This window comes from Kitasatospora sp. NPDC087271 (assembly GCF_044744605.1).
GTDB lineage: Bacteria > Actinomycetota > Actinomycetes > Streptomycetales > Streptomycetaceae > Kitasatospora.
Window position 1 is genome coordinate 174,625 of the sequence record NZ_JBIUYQ010000007.1, and the last position, 20,074, is coordinate 194,698.

18 protein-coding genes are annotated in these 20,074 nt (G+C 71.7%); 15 read left to right on the forward strand and 3 right to left on the reverse strand.

What is annotated here, in order from left to right:
* Positions 1-73: 73 nt before the first annotated feature.
* The 11 genes from pdxS (at position 74) to ACIO9K_RS14730 (ending at position 11,862) form a co-directional block, all read left to right on the forward strand.
* The gene (gene pdxS / locus ACIO9K_RS14680; protein WP_063346811.1) at positions 74-985 is read left to right on the forward strand and encodes a pyridoxal 5'-phosphate synthase lyase subunit PdxS; all 912 of its coding nucleotides are present in this window, start codon (positions 74-76) and stop codon (positions 983-985) included.
* Positions 986-1,075: 90 nt separating this feature from the next.
* Positions 1,076-1,693, forward strand: a complete 618-nt coding sequence (gene pdxT / locus ACIO9K_RS14685) for a pyridoxal 5'-phosphate synthase glutaminase subunit PdxT (protein ID WP_063350971.1) — start codon at positions 1,076-1,078, stop codon at positions 1,691-1,693.
* Positions 1,694-1,773: 80 nt separating this feature from the next.
* The gene (locus tag ACIO9K_RS14690; RefSeq protein ID WP_363583070.1) at positions 1,774-2,532 is read left to right on the forward strand and encodes a YebC/PmpR family DNA-binding transcriptional regulator; all 759 of its coding nucleotides are present in this window, start codon (positions 1,774-1,776) and stop codon (positions 2,530-2,532) included.
* A gap of 165 nt (positions 2,533-2,697) precedes the next feature.
* Complete coding sequence (gene ruvC, locus ACIO9K_RS14695) at positions 2,698-3,240, forward strand: crossover junction endodeoxyribonuclease RuvC (RefSeq protein WP_363618240.1); 543 nt, start codon at positions 2,698-2,700, stop codon at positions 3,238-3,240.
* A complete protein-coding gene (gene ruvA, locus ACIO9K_RS14700; protein ID WP_063346808.1) occupies positions 3,237-3,848 on the forward strand; it encodes a Holliday junction branch migration protein RuvA in 612 nt (203 codons plus the stop codon). Before ruvC ends, ruvA begins: the two co-directional genes overlap by 4 nt.
* A 46-nt stretch (positions 3,849-3,894) precedes the next feature.
* On the forward strand, positions 3,895-4,971 hold the full coding sequence (gene ruvB, locus ACIO9K_RS14705) for a Holliday junction branch migration DNA helicase RuvB (protein WP_363618242.1): 1,077 nt from the start codon (positions 3,895-3,897) through the stop codon (positions 4,969-4,971).
* Positions 4,972-5,230: 259 nt separating this feature from the next.
* Positions 5,231-5,638 carry a preprotein translocase subunit YajC gene (gene yajC / locus ACIO9K_RS14710; protein WP_363583076.1) on the forward strand — a complete coding sequence of 136 codons (408 nt, stop codon included), beginning with the start codon at positions 5,231-5,233 and terminating at the stop codon, positions 5,636-5,638.
* Positions 5,639-5,784: 146 nt separating this feature from the next.
* The gene (secD, locus tag ACIO9K_RS14715) at positions 5,785-7,575 is read left to right on the forward strand and encodes a protein translocase subunit SecD (protein ID WP_400329841.1); all 1,791 of its coding nucleotides are present in this window, start codon (positions 5,785-5,787) and stop codon (positions 7,573-7,575) included.
* 4 nt (positions 7,576-7,579) lie between these two features.
* Positions 7,580-8,677 carry a protein translocase subunit SecF gene (gene secF / locus ACIO9K_RS14720; protein WP_400329844.1) on the forward strand — a complete coding sequence of 366 codons (1,098 nt, stop codon included), beginning with the start codon at positions 7,580-7,582 and terminating at the stop codon, positions 8,675-8,677.
* Positions 8,678-8,702: 25 nt separating this feature from the next.
* Positions 8,703-9,254, forward strand: coding sequence for an adenine phosphoribosyltransferase (locus ACIO9K_RS14725; protein ID WP_363618246.1), 552 nt, complete (start codon positions 8,703-8,705; stop codon positions 9,252-9,254).
* Between the two features lie 190 nt (positions 9,255-9,444).
* Positions 9,445-11,862, forward strand: coding sequence for a RelA/SpoT family protein (locus ACIO9K_RS14730; protein ID WP_400330135.1), 2,418 nt, complete (start codon positions 9,445-9,447; stop codon positions 11,860-11,862).
* Positions 11,863-11,924: 62 nt separating this feature from the next.
* Here ACIO9K_RS14730 and ACIO9K_RS14735 read toward each other — a convergent pair whose 3' ends face one another.
* The gene (locus tag ACIO9K_RS14735; protein ID WP_363618248.1) at positions 11,925-13,154 is read right to left on the reverse strand and encodes a DUF349 domain-containing protein; all 1,230 of its coding nucleotides are present in this window, start codon (positions 13,152-13,154) and stop codon (positions 11,925-11,927) included.
* 263 nt (positions 13,155-13,417) lie between these two features.
* Positions 13,418-14,260 (reverse strand): peptidylprolyl isomerase, encoded by an 843-nt coding sequence (locus tag ACIO9K_RS14740; protein WP_363618250.1) that lies wholly within the window; start codon positions 14,258-14,260, stop codon positions 13,418-13,420.
* Between the two features lie 274 nt (positions 14,261-14,534).
* On the opposite strand from ACIO9K_RS14740, the gene ACIO9K_RS14745 reads away from it, so the two are divergent.
* The 4 genes from ACIO9K_RS14745 (at position 14,535) to ACIO9K_RS14760 (ending at position 18,896) form a co-directional block, all read left to right on the forward strand.
* The gene (locus tag ACIO9K_RS14745; RefSeq protein WP_063346799.1) at positions 14,535-15,242 is read left to right on the forward strand and encodes an MBL fold metallo-hydrolase; all 708 of its coding nucleotides are present in this window, start codon (positions 14,535-14,537) and stop codon (positions 15,240-15,242) included.
* A gap of 11 nt (positions 15,243-15,253) precedes the next feature.
* Positions 15,254-16,516 carry a histidine--tRNA ligase gene (gene hisS / locus ACIO9K_RS14750; RefSeq protein WP_350877873.1) on the forward strand — a complete coding sequence of 421 codons (1,263 nt, stop codon included), beginning with the start codon at positions 15,254-15,256 and terminating at the stop codon, positions 16,514-16,516.
* On the forward strand, positions 16,513-18,294 hold the full coding sequence (gene aspS, locus ACIO9K_RS14755) for an aspartate--tRNA ligase (RefSeq protein WP_363618254.1): 1,782 nt from the start codon (positions 16,513-16,515) through the stop codon (positions 18,292-18,294). The genes hisS and aspS overlap by 4 nt, the downstream gene beginning before the upstream one ends.
* A 92-nt stretch (positions 18,295-18,386) precedes the next feature.
* Positions 18,387-18,896, forward strand: a complete 510-nt coding sequence (locus tag ACIO9K_RS14760) for an N-acetyltransferase (protein ID WP_363618256.1) — start codon at positions 18,387-18,389, stop codon at positions 18,894-18,896.
* A 4-nt stretch (positions 18,897-18,900) separates the two neighbouring features.
* Here ACIO9K_RS14760 and ACIO9K_RS14765 read toward each other — a convergent pair whose 3' ends face one another.
* Positions 18,901-19,887 carry a LysR family transcriptional regulator gene (locus ACIO9K_RS14765; protein ID WP_400329851.1) on the reverse strand — a complete coding sequence of 329 codons (987 nt, stop codon included), beginning with the start codon at positions 19,885-19,887 and terminating at the stop codon, positions 18,901-18,903.
* Between the last annotated feature and the right edge of the window lie 187 nt (positions 19,888-20,074).

A 20,074-nucleotide genomic window follows, 5' to 3' on the forward strand; every position in this document is an offset into this window, starting at 1 on the left:
GGCGCATGGTTGCGTCACCCGTTCCGCCTACCATAGGGCGATAGCACTGGTTCATCTTCGAGTGAGGTCTCACGTGTCCACCACCCCCACCACCGCAGACCAGCCGCAGATCGGTACCGCCCGGGTGAAGCGCGGCATGGCCGAGCAGCTCAAGGGCGGTGTGATCATGGACGTGGTCAACGCCGAGCAGGCCAAGATCGCCGAGGACGCCGGCGCGGTGGCCGTCATGGCGCTGGAGCGGGTTCCGGCCGACATCCGCAAGGACGGCGGCGTGGCCCGGATGTCCGACCCGAACATGATCGAGGAGATCATCGAGGCGGTCTCCATCCCGGTGATGGCCAAGTCGCGGATCGGTCACTTCGTCGAGGCCCAGGTCCTCCAGTCGCTCGGCGTCGACTACATCGACGAGTCCGAGGTGCTGACCCCGGCCGACGAGGTCAACCACTCCGACAAGTGGGCCTTCACCACCCCCTTCGTCTGTGGCGCCACCAACCTGGGCGAGGCCCTGCGCCGCATCGCCGAGGGCGCGGCCATGATCCGCTCGAAGGGCGAGGCCGGCACCGGCAACGTCGTCGAGGCCGTCCGCCACCTGCGCCAGATCAAGAACGAGATCGCCAAGCTGCGCGGCTTCGACAACAACGAGCTGTACGCCGCCGCCAAGGAGCTGCGCGCCCCGTACGAGCTCGTCAAGGAGGTCGCCGAGCTCGGCAAGCTGCCGGTCGTGCTGTTCTCCGCCGGTGGCGTGGCCACCCCGGCCGACGCCGCGCTGATGCGCCAGCTCGGCGCCGAGGGCGTCTTCGTCGGTTCGGGCATCTTCAAGTCGGGCGACCCGGCCAAGCGCGCCGCCGCCATCGTGAAGGCCACCACCTTCTTCGACGACCCGAAGATCATCGCGGACGCCTCCCGCAACCTCGGCGAGGCCATGGTCGGCATCAACTGCGACACCCTGCCGGAGACCGAGCGCTACGCCAACCGCGGCTGGTAGTCGCCCCCTGTGCCGGCCCGTCGCAGCGCCTCGGCGCGCGGCGGGCCGCGTCACGTACATCCGTAGAACGATCTAACGAGGTTGAAGACCGTGAGCACTCCAGTCATCGGCGTCCTCGCCCTCCAGGGTGACGTCCGCGAGCACCTGGTCGCGCTGGCCGAGGCCGACGCGCTCGCCCGCCCGGTGCGCCGTGCCGAGGAGCTGGCCGAGGTCGACGCGCTGGTGATCCCCGGCGGGGAGTCCACCACCATGTCCAAGCTGGCGCTGCTGTTCGGCGTGATGGACCCGCTGCGCGAGCGGGTCGCCGCCGGGATGCCGGTGTACGGCACCTGCGCGGGAATGATCATGCTGGCCGACAAGATCCTGGACGGCCGGGACGACCAGGAGACCGTCGGCGGCATCGACATGACCGTGCGCCGCAACGCCTTCGGCCGCCAGAACGAGTCCTTCGAGTCCGGTGTCGCCTTCGAGGGCCTGGGCGACGCGCCGGTGCACGGCGTCTTCATCCGGGCCCCCTGGGTCGAGGGCGTCGGCGCGGGTGTCGAGGTGCTGGCCGAGCTGCCCGCCGCGGACGGTCCGGAGAGCCGGATCGTGGCCGTGCGCCAGGGCAACCTGCTGGCGACCTCCTTCCACCCGGAACTCACCGGCGACCACCGCGTGCACGCCTACTTCGTCGCGATGGTCGAGGAGCACCTGGGGCGGCGCTGACCGTGTGCGCCTTTCCGGTGACGACACCGGTAAGATCTCATCTGTTTCATTTCCCTTTGGCGACGTAAAGGAGCTGGCGAATGTCCGGCCACTCTAAGTGGGCTACCACCAAGCACAAGAAGGCCGTGATCGACGCCAAGCGCGGCAAGCTCTTCGCCAAGATGATCAAGAACATCGAGGTGGCGGCGCGCACCGGCGGTCCCGACCCGGCCGGCAACCCGACCCTCTACGACGCCATCCAGAAGGCGAAGAAGAGCTCGGTCCCGATCGACAACATCAACCGCGCCGTCAAGCGCGGTGGCGGCCTGGAGGCCGGCGGCGCCGACTACCAGACCATCATGTACGAGGGCTACGGCCCGAACGGCGTCGCCGTCCTGATCGAGTGCCTCACCGACAACCGCAACCGCGCCGCCTCCGACGTGCGCGTCGCGATGACCCGCAACGGCGGCTCGATGGCCGACCCGGGCTCGGTGTCGTACCTGTTCACCCGCAAGGGCGTCGTGATCGTCCCCAAGGCTGACGGCGTGGACGAGGACAAGCTCTTCGAGGTCGTCCTCGACCAGGAGCCCGAGGAGATCAACGACCTCGGCGACTCGTTCGAGATCGTCTCCGAGGCCGCCAAGATGGTCGCCGTGCGCACCGCGCTGGTGGACGCCGGCGTCGACTACGACTCGGCCGAGGCCAACTTCCTCCCGAGCATGCAGGTCGAGCTGGACGTCGACGGCGCCCGCAAGATCCTCAAGCTGATCGACGTGCTGGAGGACAGCGACGACGTGCAGAACGTCTTCGCCAACTTCGACATCTCCGACGAGGTCGGTGCGCAGCTCGACGCCGAGTGATCGTTCTCACTCCCCGGCCCGGCGGTCTTCCGACCGCCGGGCCGGTGTCTTTGCGGGCGCTGTCGGACCCGGACGGTAGCCTTCGCAGGTCGCCCGCCGTGGGCCGGAGGGCGGGCCCGGGCCGGAGCGCCCGGAGGCGGGCGGCGACCAACGAGAGGCGGGGCTGTGGTACGGGTACTGGGCGTGGACCCGGGGCTGACCAGGTGCGGGATCGGCGTGGTCGAGGGTGCGCCGGGGCGGCCGCTGCGGATGGTCGGGGTCGGCGTGGTGCGCACCCCCGCCGAGGACGAGATCGGGCGGCGGCTGCTGCTGGTGGAGCAGGGCATGGAGGCCTGGCTCGACGAGCACGAGCCGGAGCTGGTCGCCGTCGAGCGAGTGTTCGCCCAGCACAACGTCCGGACGGTGATGGGCACCGCCCAGGCCAGCGCGGTCGCGATGCTCTGCGCCACCCGGCGCGGCATTCCGGTCACCCTGCACACCCCGAGCGAGGTCAAGGCCGCCGTCACCGGTTCCGGCCGGGCCGACAAGGCGCAGGTCACGGCCATGGTGCAGCGCCTGCTGCGGCTGGACGCCCCGCCCAAGCCCGCCGACGCCGCCGACGCGCTGGCGCTGGCCATCTGCCACATCTGGCGCGGCGGGGCGGTCAACCGCCTGGAGGCCGCGGTACGGGCGGCCCGCGCCACCCCCCTGAAAGGAAGCAGCCGGTGATCGCCTTCGTGCAAGGGCCCGTGGCGGCCATCTCCTCCGGACTCGCCGTGGTCGAGGTCGGCGGGGTCGGCATGGCCGTGCAGTGCACGCCGAACACGCTGGCCGGGCTCCGGCTGGGTGAGCCCGCCCGGCTCGCGACCTCGCTGGTGGTCCGGGAGGACTCGCTGACCCTGTTCGGCTTCGCGGACGACGACGAGCGCGCCGTCTTCGAGATCCTCCAGGCCGCGCCGGGCGTCGGCCCGAAGCTGGCGCAGGCGATCCTCGGGGTGCACAGCCCCGACGCGCTGCGGGCCGCGGTGGCCGGCGGCGACGAGAAGGCGCTGGTGGCCGTGCCCGGCATCGGGAAGGCGAAGGCTGCCAAGCTGCTGCTGGAGTACAAGGACAAGCTGGGAGCCCCGCACGGCGCGGTGCCGGCGCAGAAGCCGATCGCGAGCGGTCCGGCCCCCTGGAGCGAGCAGCTGCACTCGGCGCTGACCGGTCTCGGCTACGCTCCGCGCGAGGCGGACGAGGCGGTCGTGGCCGTCACCCCCGAGGCGGAGGCCCAGCAGACGCCGGACGTCGGCGCACTGCTCCGGCTCGCCCTGCGCGGCCTCAACCGATCCCGCTAAAGCCATCTGGCGATCTGTCCTCTTGTCGACTTTGGAGCATGTGCTGATGAGTCCGTACGACTCGGACCCGGGCGACCGGCTGGTGACGGCCGCCGCCGACGGGGAGGACCAGGCGGTCGAGGCGGCGCTGCGCCCCAAGCTGCTGGACGAGTTCATCGGTCAGGAGCGGGTGCGCGAGCAGCTGTCCCTGGTGCTCCAGGCGGCCCGCAAGCGCGGCAGCGCGCCCGACCACGTGCTGCTCAGCGGGCCGCCCGGGCTGGGCAAGACCACCCTGTCCATGATCATCGCCGCCGAGCTGGGCGCCCCGATCCGGATCACCTCCGGTCCGGCGATCCAGCACGCGGGGGACCTCGCGGCGATCCTCTCCTCGCTCGCCGAGGGCGAGGTGCTCTTCCTCGACGAGATCCACCGGATGTCCCGGCCGGCCGAGGAGATGCTCTACATGGCGATGGAGGACTTCCGGGTCGACGTGATCGTCGGCAAGGGCCCGGGCGCCACCGCCATCCCGCTGGAGCTGCCGCCCTTCACCCTGGTCGGCGCCACCACCCGGGCCGGCCTGCTGCCGCCCCCGCTGCGCGACCGCTTCGGCTTCACCGGGCACATGGAGTTCTACGCCCCGGCCGAGCTCGAACGGGTGGTGCGCCGCTCGGCCACCCTGCTGGACGTGGAGATCGACCCGGCCGGCGCCGCCGAGATCGCCGGCCGCTCGCGGGGGACGCCGCGCATCGCCAACCGGCTGCTGCGCCGGGTCCGCGACTTCGCGCAGGTGCGCCACGACGGCCAGGTCACCGCGGAGATCGCCGCCCGGGCGCTGGACGTCTACGAGGTGGACGCCCGCGGTCTGGACCGGCTGGACCGCGCGGTGCTGACCGCGCTGTTGCGGCTGTTCGGCGGCGGACCGGTCGGTTTGTCGACTCTCGCGGTCGCGGTGGGGGAGGAGTCCGAGACGGTCGAGGAGGTGGCGGAGCCCTTCCTGGTCCGCGAGGGCCTGCTCGCCCGGACCCCGCGCGGCCGGATCGCCACCGCGGCGGCCTGGCAGCACCTCGGGCTGACCCCGCCGGTCCAGACCACCCGGGGCGCCGTGCCCGCGCAATCCGAACTCCTCCGGGCCGACGAGGGCTGAACGGGTGATCGCCGCCCGCCGGTTCCCGGGAGGCGTCCGATGCGCCACCCCGGTGAGCGGCCCGCGTGCGAGCCGGGGGCGAAGTCCGGGGAAACTGTGCAGGCGGAGGGTCGCCACTTTCGGCGGCAGGATGCGATGCTTGGCGTTGTCCGATCAGTTCGGGGTCGCCTAGACTCCGCCGGACCGCCCCGCTCACCTGACGGGCCGACCAATACCACACAGGCCGCCGGTCGGCGGCCCGTAAAGGACCCTGGCTGCAGTGAACTTCATCATCCTTCTCCTCCCGATCATCGCGATCGTGCTCATGTTCCGGTCGCAGAAGAAGCGCCAGTCGCAGATGCAGCAGATGCAGACCTCGCTGGAGCCAGGGGCGGGGGTGCGCACCATCGGCGGCCTGTACGCCCAGGTGAAGGCGGTCAACGAGGAGACCATCGAGCTGGAGATCGCGCCCGGCGTGGTCACCCACTTCACCAAGAGCGCGATCGCCGCTGTCCTGGACCCCCAGGAGTACGACGCGATCATCAACGGTCGCCCCGCCGATGACGAGCTGGCCGAGCCGGAGGCCGAGGACGCCGACGCCGAGCCGGTCGAGGACAAGCCGCTGACGCTCACCAAGGACGGCGGCGCCAAGGGCGACGTCGAGGGCGGGGCTCCCGCGAGCAAGTAGTACGGTCGGGCACCAGCCCGGCCGCGCGGCCCAGTGCCGCGAGCCCACAGGACCTCAGGGCCGCAGAACCGCCATGCCCCCGTCCCGCCACAAGCCGGACGGGGGTCCGGTTGGGGGAGTGGCATGGACAGGGAGAAACGAGCAAGGTGGCAACACCCAAGTCGCGCCCGCGCGACGGCTACCCAGGGCGGGCGCTGGCCCTCATCCTGGTCGTCACCGTCGGACTGGTCGCCCTCATGTTCGGGACGGGCCACACCAAGCCCCGGCTCGGAATCGACCTCGCCGGTGGCACCAGCATCACGCTGACCGCGAAGTCGACAGACCCCAAGGCGATCACCAAGTCCAACATGGACATCGCCACCGGGATCATCGAGCGCCGCGTCAACGGCATGGGTGTCTCCGAGGCGGAGGTGCAGACCCAGGGCGACAACACGATCATCGTGAACATCCCCAAGGGCGGCAACCAGCAGAACGCGGCGGACCAGGTGGGTACCACCGCCAAGCTGTTCTTCCGCCCGGTCCTGGCGGTGGCGCCCAGCGGCTTCACGCCGCCGGCGCCCACCGGCTCCCCCTCGGCCACCGGCACCCCGAGCGCGGCCCCGTCCGCCGGGTCCACCGCCTCGCCCGGCGCGAGCGCGTCCGGCACGCCCAGCGCGAGCGGCACCAAGCAGGGCCGCCCGGCCGGTGAGGCGCTGGCCGCCGACGCCAGCCCGAGCGCCGCCGCGACGGGCGCGAGCACCGCCCCGAGCGCCGCGACCACGCCGTCCGCGCCCGCCACCCCGCCCAGCGCCGCGGACGTCAGCGCCGCGATGACCCAGGGCACCGTGCCGCCGGAGCTGGCCGCGGCCTTCACCGCCCTCGACTGCACCAAGCCTGAGGTCCGCGCGGCCCAGACCGGCCCCGAGGACAAGGCCGTCGTCGCCTGCTCGCAGAAGCCCGAGAACGGCTACTACGAGAAGCTCGCCCTCGGCCCCGTCGCCGTGAAGGGCTCGGACGTCTCCAAGGCGCAGCCGAGCCTCGACACCCAGACGGGTGCCGGCTGGCAGGTCCAGCTGCAGTTCAACGGCGCCGGCACCGACGCCTTCACCAAGGTCACCGGCCAGCTCGCCACCCAGACCCCGCCGAACAACCAGTTCGCGATCGTGCTGGACAACCAGGTCGTCTCGCACCCCGAGGTCAAGAACGTGATCCCCGGCGGCAGCGCCGTGATCACCGGCCGCTTCAGCCAGGCCGAGGCGCAGGACCTGTCCAACGTGCTGGGCTACGGCGCCCTGCCGCTGGAGTTCAGCAAGAGCGACATCACCACCGTCTCCCCGGCGCTCGGCAGCGACCAGCTCGAGGCCGGTCTGGTCGCCGGCGCGATCGGCATGCTGCTGGTCGTGCTCTACTCGCTGGTCTACTACCGCGGCCTCGGCCTGGTCTCGATCGCCGGTCTGCTCGTCTCGGCGGCCCTGACCTACTCGATCATGAGCCTGCTCGGCGCGGGGATCGGCTTCGCGCTGAACCTGCCCGCGGTCTGCGGTGCGATCGTCGCGATCGGCATCACCGCCGACTCCTTCATCGTCTACTTCGAGCGCATCCGCGACGAGGTCCGCGAGGGCGCCCCGCTGCGCCCGGCGGTCCAGCGGGCCTGGCCGCGCGCCCGGCGCACCATCCTGGTCTCGGACTTCGTGTCCTTCCTCTGTGCCGCCGTGCTCTACGTGGTCTCGGTCGGCAAGGTCCAGGGCTTCGCGTTCACCCTGGGGCTGACCACCGCGCTGGACGTCGTGGTGATCTTCCTCTTCACCAAGCCGGTGATCACGCTGCTGGCCCGGCGCAAGTTCTTCGCCAACGGTCACCCGTGGTCCGGCCTGGACCCGAAGCGGCTGGGCGCCCGCCCGCCGCTGCGCAGCAGCCGTCGTCGTAGCCCCTCCTCTGCCGCCGTGAAGGAGGCCTGACACCGTGTCACGCTTCTCCAATCTGGGACACCGGCTCTACCAGGGCGAGGTCAGCTTCGACTTCGTCGGGCGCCGCAAGCTCTGGTACTCCATCTCCGGCGTGATCGTGCTGATCGCGGCGATCGGTCTGGCGATGGGCCTGCACCTGGGCATCGAGTTCAAGGGCGGCTCGGTCTACACCGTGGCCAAGCCGGGGCTGACCGTCTCGCAGGCGCAGGAGACGTCCAACCAGATCGTCTCCTCGCACCCGCTGGTGCAGTCGACCGACAACGGCAAGATCCGCATCCAGGTCAGCACCGAGGAGTCGAAGAGCTCGGACGAGATCCGCGCTCAGCTCTCCGAGAAGCTGGGCGTGCCGCTGGACACCGTCGAGGCCCAGGTGATCGGCCCCAGCTGGGGCAAGCAGATCTCCTCGAAGGCACTCACCGGCCTGATCATCTTCATGGTCCTGGTGACGGTCTACCTGGCGATCGCCTTCGAGTGGCGGATGGCGGTGGCGGCCCTGGTCGCCCTCATCCACGACCTCCTGATCACCATCGGCGTGTACGCCCTGGTGGGCTTCGAGGTCACCCCGGGTACGGTGATCGGCTTCCTGACCATCCTCGGGTACTCGCTCTACGACACGGTCGTCGTCTTCGACACCGTGAAGGAGAACACCAAGGACCTCACCAAGCAGAACAAGCGCACCTACAGCGAGGCGGCCAACGCGGGCCTCAACCAGACCCTGGTGCGTTCGCTCAACACCACCGTGGTCGCCCTGCTCCCGGTCGCCGCGCTGCTGTTCATCGGTGGCGGCATCCTGGGCGCCGGCACGCTGAACGACATCTCGCTGGCGCTGTTCATCGGCCTCGCGGCCGGTGCCTACTCGTCGATCTGCGTCGCCACCCCGCTGCTGGCGCAGCTCAAGGAGGAGCAGCCGGAGATGAAGGCGCTGCGCAAGAGGGTCCTGCAGCACCGGGCCGCGGCCGCTGCCAAGGCCGCCGGCGAGGTGCCGGCGGACGAGGAGATCGCGGACGAGGACCTGCCTGCGGGTATGGTCGGTCAGCGCGGCCGGGCGGCCGGCACCACGCGTGCCAAGGGCCGTCCGTCCACCAAGCGCTGAACCGACCCGACCGTAAGGACACGCCGTGACCACCGCCGACACCGCACTGGCCGAGCTGTTGAACAGCCGGATCCGGGACGTCCCGGACTACCCGAAGCCGGGTGTGCTGTTCAAGGACATCGCGCCGCTGCTGGCCGACGCCGAGGCCTTCGGCGCCCTCACCAGGGCGCTGGCGGACCGGGCGCGGGAGCTCGGGGCGACCAAGGTGGTGGGCCTGGAGGCGCGCGGCTTCGTGCTGGCGGCTCCGGCGGCCTTCGCGGCCGGGCTCGGCTTCGTGCCGATCCGCAAGCAGGGCAAGCTGCCCGGCGAGGTGTTCCGGCGCTCGTACGAGCTGGAGTACGGCTCGGCGACGCTGGAGGTGCAGTGCGACGCCTTCGCGCCCGGTGAGCGGGTGCTGGTGGTGGACGACGTGCTGGCCACCGGTGGCACCATCGGCGCCTCGCTGGACCTGGTGAAGGAGGCCGGCGCCGAGCTGGTGGGCGTCGTGGTGCTGATGGAGCTGGGCTTCCTGGACGGCCGGGAACGGCTGTCCGGGCACCTGAACGGCGCCCCGCTGGAGACGCTGGTCACGGTCTGAGGGACCTGAACGAAGGGCGGCGGTCGGATCATCCGACCGCCGCCCTTCCGTTTCCGGCCCGGGTGGATGAACGCCGGGGCGCCCGGCTCGGTACCATGAAGATTCACCCCCTCCCGGTTGCGTCCGACCGTACGGGCCGCGGCAGGGGTCGGCCCCGGTGCCCCGAGGAGAGTCCTTGCCCGACGAGGTTGTGCCCACGGCCGAAGCGGCCGCCCCCGACAACCGTCCCACGCCCTCGGGGGCCACCCCGGCACGCCCGGCGCCGACCTCCTCGCGACCGACCGGCCCCACCGGGCGCGGCTCCTCCTCGGGTGGCATGCGCGCCCGCCTGGCCCGCCTCGGCGGCCAGCGCTCCAGCGTGCTCAACCCCGTGCTGGAGCCGCTGTTCCGGTCGATCCGGGCGAACGACCCGAAGGCCGACCCGGCGCTGCTGCGGGACATCGAGCGGGCCTACGCCGTCGCCGAGAAGTGGCACCGCGGGCAGAAGCGCAAGAGCGGCGACCCGTACATCACCCACCCGCTGGCGGTGGCCACCATCCTGGCCGAGCTGGGGATGGACGCCCCGACCCTGATGGCCGGGCTGCTGCACGACACCGTCGAGGACACCGACTACGGCCTGGAGACCCTGCGCAAGGACTTCGGCGACTCGGTGGCGCTGCTGGTGGACGGCGTCACCAAGCTGGACCGGGTCAAGTTCGGCGAGGCCGCGCAGGCCGAGACCGTCCGCAAGATGGTCGTCGCGATGGCCAAGGACCCGCGGGTCCTGGTGATCAAGCTGGCCGACCGCCTGCACAACATGCGCACGATGCGCTACCTCAAGCGGGAGAAGCAGGAGAAGAAGGCCCGCGAGACGCTGGAGATCTACGCCCCGCTGGCGCACCGGCTGGGCATGAACACCATCAAGTGGGAGCTGGAGGACCTCGCCTTCGCGATCCTCTACCCCAAGATGTACGACGAGATCGTCCGGCTGGTCGCCGAGCGCGCCCCCAAGCGGGACGAGTACCTGGCGACCGTCATCGACCAGGTCCAGGGGGACCTGCGCGGCGCCCGGATCACCGCCTCCGTCACCGGCCGGCCGAAGCACTACTACTCGGTCTACCAGAAGATGATCGTCCGGGGCCGGGACTTCGCCGAGATCTACGACCTGGTGGGCATCCGGGTCCTGGTCGACACCGTCCGCGACTGCTACGCGGCGCTGGGCACCATCCACGCGCGGTGGAACCCGGTGCCGGGACGGTTCAAGGACTACATCGCGATGCCCAAGTTCAACATGTACCAGTCGTTGCACACGACGGTGATCGGCCCCGGCGGCAAGCCCGTCGAACTCCAGATCCGCACCTTCGACATGCACCGCCGGGCCGAGTACGGCATCGCCGCGCACTGGAAGTACAAGCAGCGCGCCGTGGCCGGCGCGTCCAAGGTCCGCACCGACACCCCGACCCAGGTCCGCAAGGACGACAAGGCCGGCGCCGTCAACGAGATGGCCTGGCTGCGGCAGCTGCTGGACTGGCAGAAGGAGACCGCCGACCCGGGCGAGTTCCTGGAGTCGCTGCGCTTCGACCTGGCCAGCAACGAGGTCTTCGTCTTCACGCCCAAGGGCGACGTGATAGCCCTGCCGGCCGGCGCGACCCCGGTCGACTTCGCCTTCGCGGTGCACACCGAGGTGGGCTACCGGACGATAGGGGCCCGGGTCAACGGGCGGCTGGTGCCGCTGGAGTCGACGCTGGAGAACGGCGACGCCGTCGAGGTGTTCACCTCCAAGGCGGAGAACGCCGGACCGTCCCGGGACTGGCTGGGCTTCGTCAAGTCGCCGCGTGCCCGCAACAAGATCCGCGCCTGGTTCTCCAAGGAGCGCCGCGAGGAGGCGATCGAGCACGGCAAGGAGGCGATCGTCCGGGCGATGCGCAAGCAGGGCCTGCCGATCCAGCGGATCCTGACCGGCGACTCGCTGGTCACCCTGGCCCACGAGATGCGCTACCCCGACATCTCCTCGCTCTACGCCGCGATCGGCGAGGGCCACGTCACCGCGCAGAACATCGTGCAGAAGCTGGTCCAGGCGCTCGGCGGCGAGGAGGGCGCCACCGAGGACCTCGCCGAGACCGCGACCCCGACGCACGACAACCGCCGGGCGGCGCGCCGCCGGGCCAAGGGCGACCCGGGCGTGATCGTCAAGGGCGTCGAGGACGTCTGGGTCAAGCTGTCCCGCTGCTGCACCCCGGTGCCGGGCGACCCGATCGTCGGCTTCGTGACCCGCGGAAACGGCGTCTCGGTGCACCGCGCCGACTGCGTCAACGTCGAGTCGCTGAGCCAGCAGCCCGAGCGGATGATCGACGTCGAGTGGGCCGCCACCCAGTCCTCGGTGTTCCTGGTGGCCATCCAGGTCGAGGCGCTGGACCGCTCCCGGCTGCTCTCGGACGTCACCCGGGTGCTCTCCGACCAGCACGTCAACATCCTGTCGGCGGCGGTGCAGACCTCCCGCGACCGGGTCGCGATGAGCCGCTTCACCTTCGAGATGGGCGACCCGAAGCACCTCGGCCACGTGCTCAAGGCCGTGCGCGGTGTCGAGGGCGTCTACGACGTCTACCGCGTCACCTCGGCCCGCAAGTAGCGCCCCGAGCGCGAGAGAGGGCCCCGGGAGATCCCGGGGCCCTCTCTCGCGCGTTCGGCGGATCAGCCGCTGAACTCCTCCTGGCTGCGGTGCGCCTGCTCCAGCAGGGTCTGCACGCCGGCCAGCTCGTTCTCCAGCTTGGCGATCCGGCCGGCGTTGCCGGCGGCGCGGGCCTTGTCCAGATCGGCCCGGATCTTGTCGGCCTTCGCCTCGAACAGGCCGACCATGCCGGCGGCGCGCGCCTTGGCCTCCGGGTTGGAGCGCCTCCACTCGGCGTCCTCGGCCTCGCGGATGGCCCGCTCGACCGTGTTCAGCCGGCCGTCCAGCTTCGGACGGGCGTCGCGCGGCACGTGCCCGATCGCCTCCCAGCGCTCGTTGACCTCGCGCAGCGCCGCCTTGGCGGCCTTCAGGTCGGTGATCGGCAGGATCGCCTCGGCCTCGGCGGCCAGCGCCTCCTTGAGCTTCTGGTTGGCCACCTGCTCGGCGTCCCGCTCGCTGAACACCGCGGAACGGGCCTGGAAGAAGACGTCCTGCGCGCCGCGGAACCGCGCCCACAGCTCGTCCTCGATGTCCCGCTGGGCCCGGCCGGCGGACTTCCAGCGCGCCATCAGGTCGCGGTAGGCGGCCGCGGTGTCGCCCCACTCGGTGGACGAGGACAGCGCCTCGGCCTCGGCGACCAGCGCCTCCTTGGTCTGCCGGGCCTGCTCGCGCTCGGCGTCCAGGGTCGCGAAGTGCGCCTTGCGGTGCTTGGAGAAGACCGAGCGGGCGTGCGAGAAGCGGTGCCACAGCTCGTCGTCGCTCTTGCGGTCCAGCCGGGGCAGGCCCTTCCAGGTGTCCACCAGGGCGCGCAGCCGGTCCCCGGCCTCCCGCCACTGGGTGGACTCGGCGAGCTGCTCGGCCTCGGAGACCAGCGCCTCCTTGGCGGTGCGGGTCTCGTCCTGGGCCTTGGCGCGGGCGGCCTTGCGCTCCTCGCGCCGGCTCTCGATCTCGCCGGCGAGCGTGTCCAGCCGCTTGGCCAGGGCGGCCAGGTCGCCGACCGCGTGCCCCTCGGTCACCTGGGCGCGCAGGTGGTCCAGCGCGGCCTGGGCGTCCTTGGCGGCCAGGTCGGTGGTGCGCACCCGCTTCTCCAGCAGGCCGATCTCCACCTCGATGCCCTGGTACTTGCGCTCGAAGTAGGCGAGGGCCTCCTCGGGCGAGCCGGCCTGCCAGGAACCCACGACGTGTTCGCCGTCGGCCGTCCTGACGTAGACCGTGCCCTGCTCGTCGACACGGCCCCACGGGTCGCTGCTCATAGCGCGTCCTCCACATGACGTCGCGCGCGCCGGGGCGGCGCGCGTCCGTCGTCCACAGTTGATGTGCGGCGGACCGATGAGTCCGCCGTCCCCGTCCGCCGTGACTTGCTGCCGAGGGTGACGGCCAGGCGGGTGCGGGCACCCTGATACAACGCCAACATAGGCGACCAGCCCCGGTGCTGTCCGCATCCGGGCCGGGCGATTTCGGGCCGGGGCCGCGCCGAGGCGCTTCGGGCGCCCCTCGCGGGCGGCCCCGGGAGATGTCAACTCTTCGCGGTGGTAACCGAGTTGAAGGTGACGTCGGCCATCGGGTGGCCGTCCGGGGCACCCTCCAGGGTGCCCGCGGCGGCGATCTTCTGCACCGCGTCCAGGCCCCCGGTGATCTTGCCGAAGGGGGTGTAGTTCGGGGGCAGCTGGGTGTCCTTGTAGACCAGGAAGAACTGGCTCCCGTTCGTGCCGGGGCCGGAGTTGGCCATCGCCACGGTGCCCGCCGGGTAGGTCGCGCCGGTCAGGTTCTCGTCCGCGAACTTGTAGCCGGGGCCGCCGGTGCCGCCCGGGACGGTCGTGCTGGCGGTCGGGTCGCCGCACTGGAGCACGAAGATGCCGTCGGTGGTGAGGCGGTGGCACTTGGTGTGGTCGAAGTACTTCTCCCCGGCCAGGAAGACGAAGGAGTTCACCGTGTGCGGGGCCTTGGCCGCGTCGAGCGCGAGCGTCACCTTGCCGCAGTTGGTGTCCAGCGTCGCGGTGTACGAGCCGCCCGCGTCGATCGCCATGGCCGGCTCGGCCTGCCACTGCTTGCCGTTCGGCGCGCCCGGCGCCGGATCGGCGCAGCCCTCGACCGGCTTGCGGGTCGGGGTGGTCGGCTCGGCGCTCTGGCTCGGCGCGGCCTGGGCGGAGGAGGCGGCCGAAGCCGACTTGTCCTTGTCCGAGCTGAACGCGCCGGTGCCGACCAGCGCACCGCCGCCGGCCAGCACCACGACGGCGAGCGCGGCGCCCAGGATCGTGTTGCGGCGCCTGCGCGCGGACCGCGCGGCGACCCGCCGCTCCATCTGGCGCTCGTACTTCTCTCGGGCGAGCTGCCGCCGCCGCTGTTCGCTGCTGACCACCGGCCGTGTCTCCTACGGATGTGCTGGGAAAGTGGATGGGTACCGAAGCGGATCATCGCATCCATCGGCGGCCAAGTGTAGGGACCGGGCCTGTAAGAACGCGGTGAACCTGTCAGTGCGAACCGCGCGCGCCACCCCTATCTGGTTCGCAACCGCACCCGCACCGCCGGTAGGCTGCCTTTACCTCACTGGTTTGCTGCATGACTGGTGGCTGCATCCGACCCGGCAGCCGCGACCGTAGCCGCCACTGCCGACCGCATCACGAAGGACGCGCGTGTTCATCGCCGGATTCCCCGCTGGAGCCTGGGGCACCAACTGCTACCTGGTCGCCCCGGCGGCGGGCGAGGAGTGCGTCATCGTCGATCCAGGCCACCAGGCGGCGCGCGGTGTCGAGGAGATGGTCCGCGAGCACGGGCTCAAGCCCGTCGCCGTGGTGCTCACGCACGGCCACATCGACCACGTGGCCTCGGTGGTCCCGGTCTGCGGCGCCCGCGGCGTCCCGGCCTGGATCCACCCCGAGGACCGGTACATGATGTCCGACCCGGAGAAGGCCCTCGGCCGCGCCCTGGGCACCCAGCTGATGGGCGAGCTCACCGTCGGCGAGCCCGACGACGTGCGCGAGCTCACCGACGGCGCCGTGCTGGAGCTCGCCGGCCTGCAGCTCACCGTGGACCACGCCCCGGGCCATACCGGGGGGTCGGTGACCTTCCGGACGCCCGGTGCCGAGGACCTCCCCCCGGTGCTGTTCTCGGGCGACCTGCTGTTCGCCGGCTCCATCGGGCGTACCGACCTCCCGGGCGGGGACAGCGAGGCGATCATGCGGTCGCTGGCCCGGGTGTGCCTGCCCCTCGACGACACCACCGTGGTCCTCTCCGGCCACGGCGGACAGACCACCATCGGCCACGAGCGCGCCACCAACCCCTACCTCCGACAGGCAGCAGGGGCGGCCGGCGCCCAGGCTTTCCCGCGACGAGGAATGTGACGGAAGAGAAGTTGAGCACCTTCACCGCCCCCAAGGGCACCTACGACCTGCTGCCCCCCAGCTCCGCGACCTTCCTGGCGATCCGCGAGCGCATCGCCGCGCCCGCCCGCCGGGCCGGCTACGGCTACATCGAGACCCCGGTCTTCGAGGACGTGAAGCTCTTCTCCCGCGGCGTCGGCGAGTCCACCGACATCGTCAGCAAGGAGATGTACAACCTCACCACCCGCGGCGGCGACGAGCTCGCGCTGCGCCCGGAGGGCACCGCCTCGGTGCTGCGCGCCGCCCTCCAGGCCAACCTGCACAAGCAGGGCAACCTGCCGGTCAAGCTCTGGTACTCCGGCTCGTACTACCGCTACGAGCGCGCCCAGAAGGGCCGCTACCGCCAGTTCTCCCAGGTCGGCGCCGAGGCGATCGGGGCCGAGGACCCGGCCCTGGACGCCGAGCTGATCATCCTCGCCGACGACGCCTTCCGCTCGCTGGGCGTGCGCGACTACTCGCTGCTGCTCAACAGCCTCGGCGACAAGCAGTGCCGCCCGGTCTACCGCGCCGCCCTGGTCGAGTTCCTCGCCGGCCTGGACCTGGACGAGGACACCCGCCGCCGCGCCGACATCAACCCGCTGCGCGTCCTGGACGACAAGCGCGAGTCGGTGCAGGCCCAGCTGGTCGACGCGCCCAAGCTGCGCGACTACCTGTGCGAGGAGTGCAAGGCGTACGACGAGAAGGTCCGCGAGCTGCTCACCGCGAACGGCGTGGCCTTCGTCGACGACCCGAAGCTGGTCCGCGGCCTGGACTACTACACCCGCACCACCTTCGAGTTCGTGCACAACGGCCTCGGCGCCCAGTCCGCGATCGGCGGCGGCGGCCGCTACGACGGCCTGTCCGAGATGATCGGCGGCCCGGCGCTGCCGTCCGTCGGCTGGGCCCTCGGCGTGGACCGCACCTTCCTGGCGATGGAGGCCGAGGGCATCGTCCTCGACCTGCCCGCCGCGACCTCCGTGTACGCCGTCGCGCTCGGCGAGGAGGCCAAGAACGTCCTGTTCGCCAAGGTGGTCGAGCTGCGCCGGGCCGGCGTCGCCACCGACCTCGCCTTCGGCGTCAAGAGCATCAAGAACGCCATGAAGTCCGCCGACCGGTCCGGCGCCCGCTTCGCCCTCGTGGCCGGGGACCGGGACCTCGCCGACGGCGTCGTCCAGCTCAAGGACCTGACCACCGGCGAGCAGAACCCCGTCGCCCTCGACGCACTCGTCACCACCCTGAAGGAGAAGCAGCTGTGATCCGCACGCACGACGCGGGCACGCTCCGCCCGGAGCACGCAGGCACCACCGTCACCCTGGCCGGCTGGGTCGCCCGCCGCCGCGACCACGGCGGTGTCGCCTTCATCGATCTGCGCGACGCCTCCGGCACCGTGCAGATCGTGGTCCGCGACCTCGACTCGGTGCACGGCCTTCGCGCCGAGTACTGCGTCAAGGTCGTCGGCGACGTCCGGGTGCGCCCCGACGGCAACGAGAACCCGGACATCCCGACCGGCGCGGTCGAGGTCGTCGTCAGCGAGATCGAGGTCCTCTCCGAGGCCGCCCCGCTGCCCTTCCCGGTCGCCGAGTACGAGCCGGGCACGGTCAACGAGGAGGTCCGGCTGCGCTACCGCTACCTGGACCTGCGCCGCGAGGGCCCGGCCAAGGGCCTGCGGCTGCGCTCGAAGGTCAACAACATCATCCGCCGGGTGATGGAGGAGAACGACTACCTCGACATCGAGACGCCGTACCTCACCCGCTCCACCCCCGAGGGCGCCCGCGACTTCCTCGTCCCGGTCCGCCTGCAGCCCGGCCACTGGTACGCGCTGCCGCAGTCGCCCCAGCTGTTCAAGCAGCTGCTGATGGTGGCCGGCATGGAGCGCTACTACCAGATCGCCCGCTGCTTCCGCGACGAGGACTTCCGCGCCGACCGGCAGCCGGAGTTCACCCAGCTCGACATCGAGGCCTCGTTCGTCGACCAGGAGGACGTCCTGGCCCTCGGCGAGAAGATCGTCGGCTCGATCTGGCGCGAGGTGCACGGCTACGAGCTCCCCAACCCGCTGCCCCGGATGACCTACGCGGACGCCATGGCCCGCTACGGCTCCGACAAGCCGGACGTCCGCTTCGGACAGGAACTCACCGACCTCACCGAGTACTTCAAGGGCACCGAGTTCCGCGTCTTCCAGGCCCCGTACGTCGGCGCCGTGGTGATGCCCGGCGGCGCCTCGCAGCCCCGCAAGGCGCTCGACGCCTGGCAGGACTGGGCCAAGGCGCGCGGCGCCCGCGGCCTGGCCTACGTCGTCATCGACGCCGAGACCGGCGAGCTGCGCGGCCCGGTCGCCAAGAACCTGTCCGAGGAGCACCTGGCCGGCCTGGCCGCCGCCGCGGGTGCCAGGAACGGCGACGCGATCTTCTTCGCGGCCGGCAAGCAGCGCCCCTCGCAGGAGCTGCTGGGCGCCGCCCGCCTGGAGATCGGCCGCCGCTGCGAGCTGATCGACGCGTCGCAGTGGGCCTTCCTCTGGGTCGTCGACTTCCCGATGTTCGAGCCGATCGAGGACGACAAGGGCGAGTTCCAGGGCTGGCACGCGGTGCACCACCCGTTCACCGCCCCGACCGCCGAGTCGCTCGCCACCTTCGACACCGACCCGGGCTCGGCCCTGTCCAACGCCTACGACCTGGTCCTCAACGGCTCGGAGCTGGGCGGCGGTTCGATCCGTATCCACCAGCGCGACGTGCAGAAGCGGGCGTTCGACGCGATCGGCCTCTCCGAGGAGGAGGCGGCCTCGCAGTTCGGCTTCCTGCTGGACGCCTTCAACTACGGCCCGCCGCCGCACGGTGGCGTCGCCTTCGGCCTCGACCGCATCGTCACCCTGCTCGGCGGGTACGACACCATCCGCGACGTCATCGCCTTCCCGAAGACGTCCACCGGCGGTGACCCGCTGACCGGCGCCCCGACCCCGATCACCCCGGCCCAGCGCCGGGAGGCCGGCGTGGACGCCAAGCCGAAGCTGCGCGAGGACGCCGCGAAGTCCGAGGCCTGACACCGGATCCGCTAACCTTCAACGGCCCCGGACGGTCCACCCACCGTCCGGGGCCGGTCCACAATGACGTGTGACACAAGGAGGGTTGACTCATGCAGGTGATCACAAGGGTCGAGTGTCCGGATGACGCCCCGGCGACCAGACGCGTCCACATGGCCGCGTTCCCCGGCCCCGACGAGGCGGACCTGGTCGACGCGCTGCGCCGCGATCCGGCCTGGCTGCCCGGGCTGTCGCTGGTCGCGGTCGACGAGACCGGGCTGGTGATCGGGCACGCGCTGCTGACCCGGCTGCGGGTCGGCGAGGACGGTGCGGGCCTCGCGCTCGCGCCGGTCGCCGTCGCGCCCGAGTGGCAGCGCAAGGGCGTCGGCGAACTCGTCGTCCGGGCCGCGCTGTCGGCGGCCGAGGAAGCGGGGGAGAAGCTCGTGGTCGTCCTCGGCGACCCGGAGTACTACGGGCGGTTCGGCTTCAGCGCGGCCGGTCGGCACGAGGTCAGCGGGCCGTTCGAGGTGCCGGACGCCTACTTCCAGGCGCTGCCGCTGCCCGCGTACGACGGCGCTCCGCGCGGGCTCTGCCGCTACCCCGAGGCCTTCGTGGCGGTGTAGACCGTCAGGTCGGTTCCAGCGACCGCGTTCCCACCCGGGGCTCCGCTCCGCCCGACGTTCCGACCCGGGGCTCCGTCCCACCCGACGATCCCAGCCGGCCGAAGGGGACCGTGACCCGGCAGCTGCACACGAACGCGGCCATCGCCGGCGTGAGTTCGCGGTCCTTCGGCCAGTACAGCCCGACCAGGCTCGGGCTGAGCCCCCGCACCGGCCGGTACGCGACGTCATCCCGTACGGCCAGCCGGCTCATCGTCTCCGGTGCGAAGCCGACGCCCTGACCGCACACCACCGCGGCCAGCCACTCGTCGGTGTTGTGCGCCACCGCGCCGATCCGCACCGGACGCCCGCCCCGCTCCCGGCCCGCCAGCCAGTACTCGCGCCAGTGCCCGGCCTCGTGCGGTATCGCCACGAACGGCTCGTCCAGCAGGTCCTCGACGGACAGCTCGGCCCGGTCCGCCAGCCGGTGCCCGGTCGGCAGCGCCACGACCCGCGCCTCCTCGCCGAGCACGGCGACGTTGTAGTGCTCGACCAGCCACGCCGGGCCGTGCCAGAGCGTCAGGTCGATCTCGCCGGTGGCCAGGCCCGAGGTCGGGTCGAACCAGTTGTTCTGCCGCAGCTCCACCTGCCAGCCGGGCATCCGCCGGGCGAAGTCGGCGACGGTGCTGCGGGTCATCAGGTTGATGATGCCGCCCTCGAACCCCACGCGCAGCACCGAGCCCTGCTCGGCGGCGGCCGCCCGGGTGGCACGCAGCGCGTCCTCCCAGCCGGCCAGCATCGCCCCGGCGTAGTCCGCCAGCGCCCGCCCGGCCGGGGTGGGCGCCATGCCGCGCCGCGAGCGCTCGAACAGCGCGACCCCGAGCAGCGATTCCAGCTGGCGGATCTGTTTGGTGAGCGTCGGCTGGGAGACGAACAGCCGGGCCGCGGCGGCGGTCAGCTGACCCTCCTCGCAGACCGCGGCGAAGCTGCGCAGCAGGCGGGTGTCGACATCCATGCCCCAAGGTTATGGAACCGGATATTGGACCCGTCCGGCAGGTGTGGGTCAAGGTTGGTCGTTCGGCGTTCACGCCGACCGGACGGGGGAGCGCGGCAGCGGCGGTTCAGGGGGCCGCCGCTGCCGCCCACCCGTCCGCCGACCTGCGGGGGCGGCCTCCAGCGCCTACGGTGAGTGCTCATCAGCA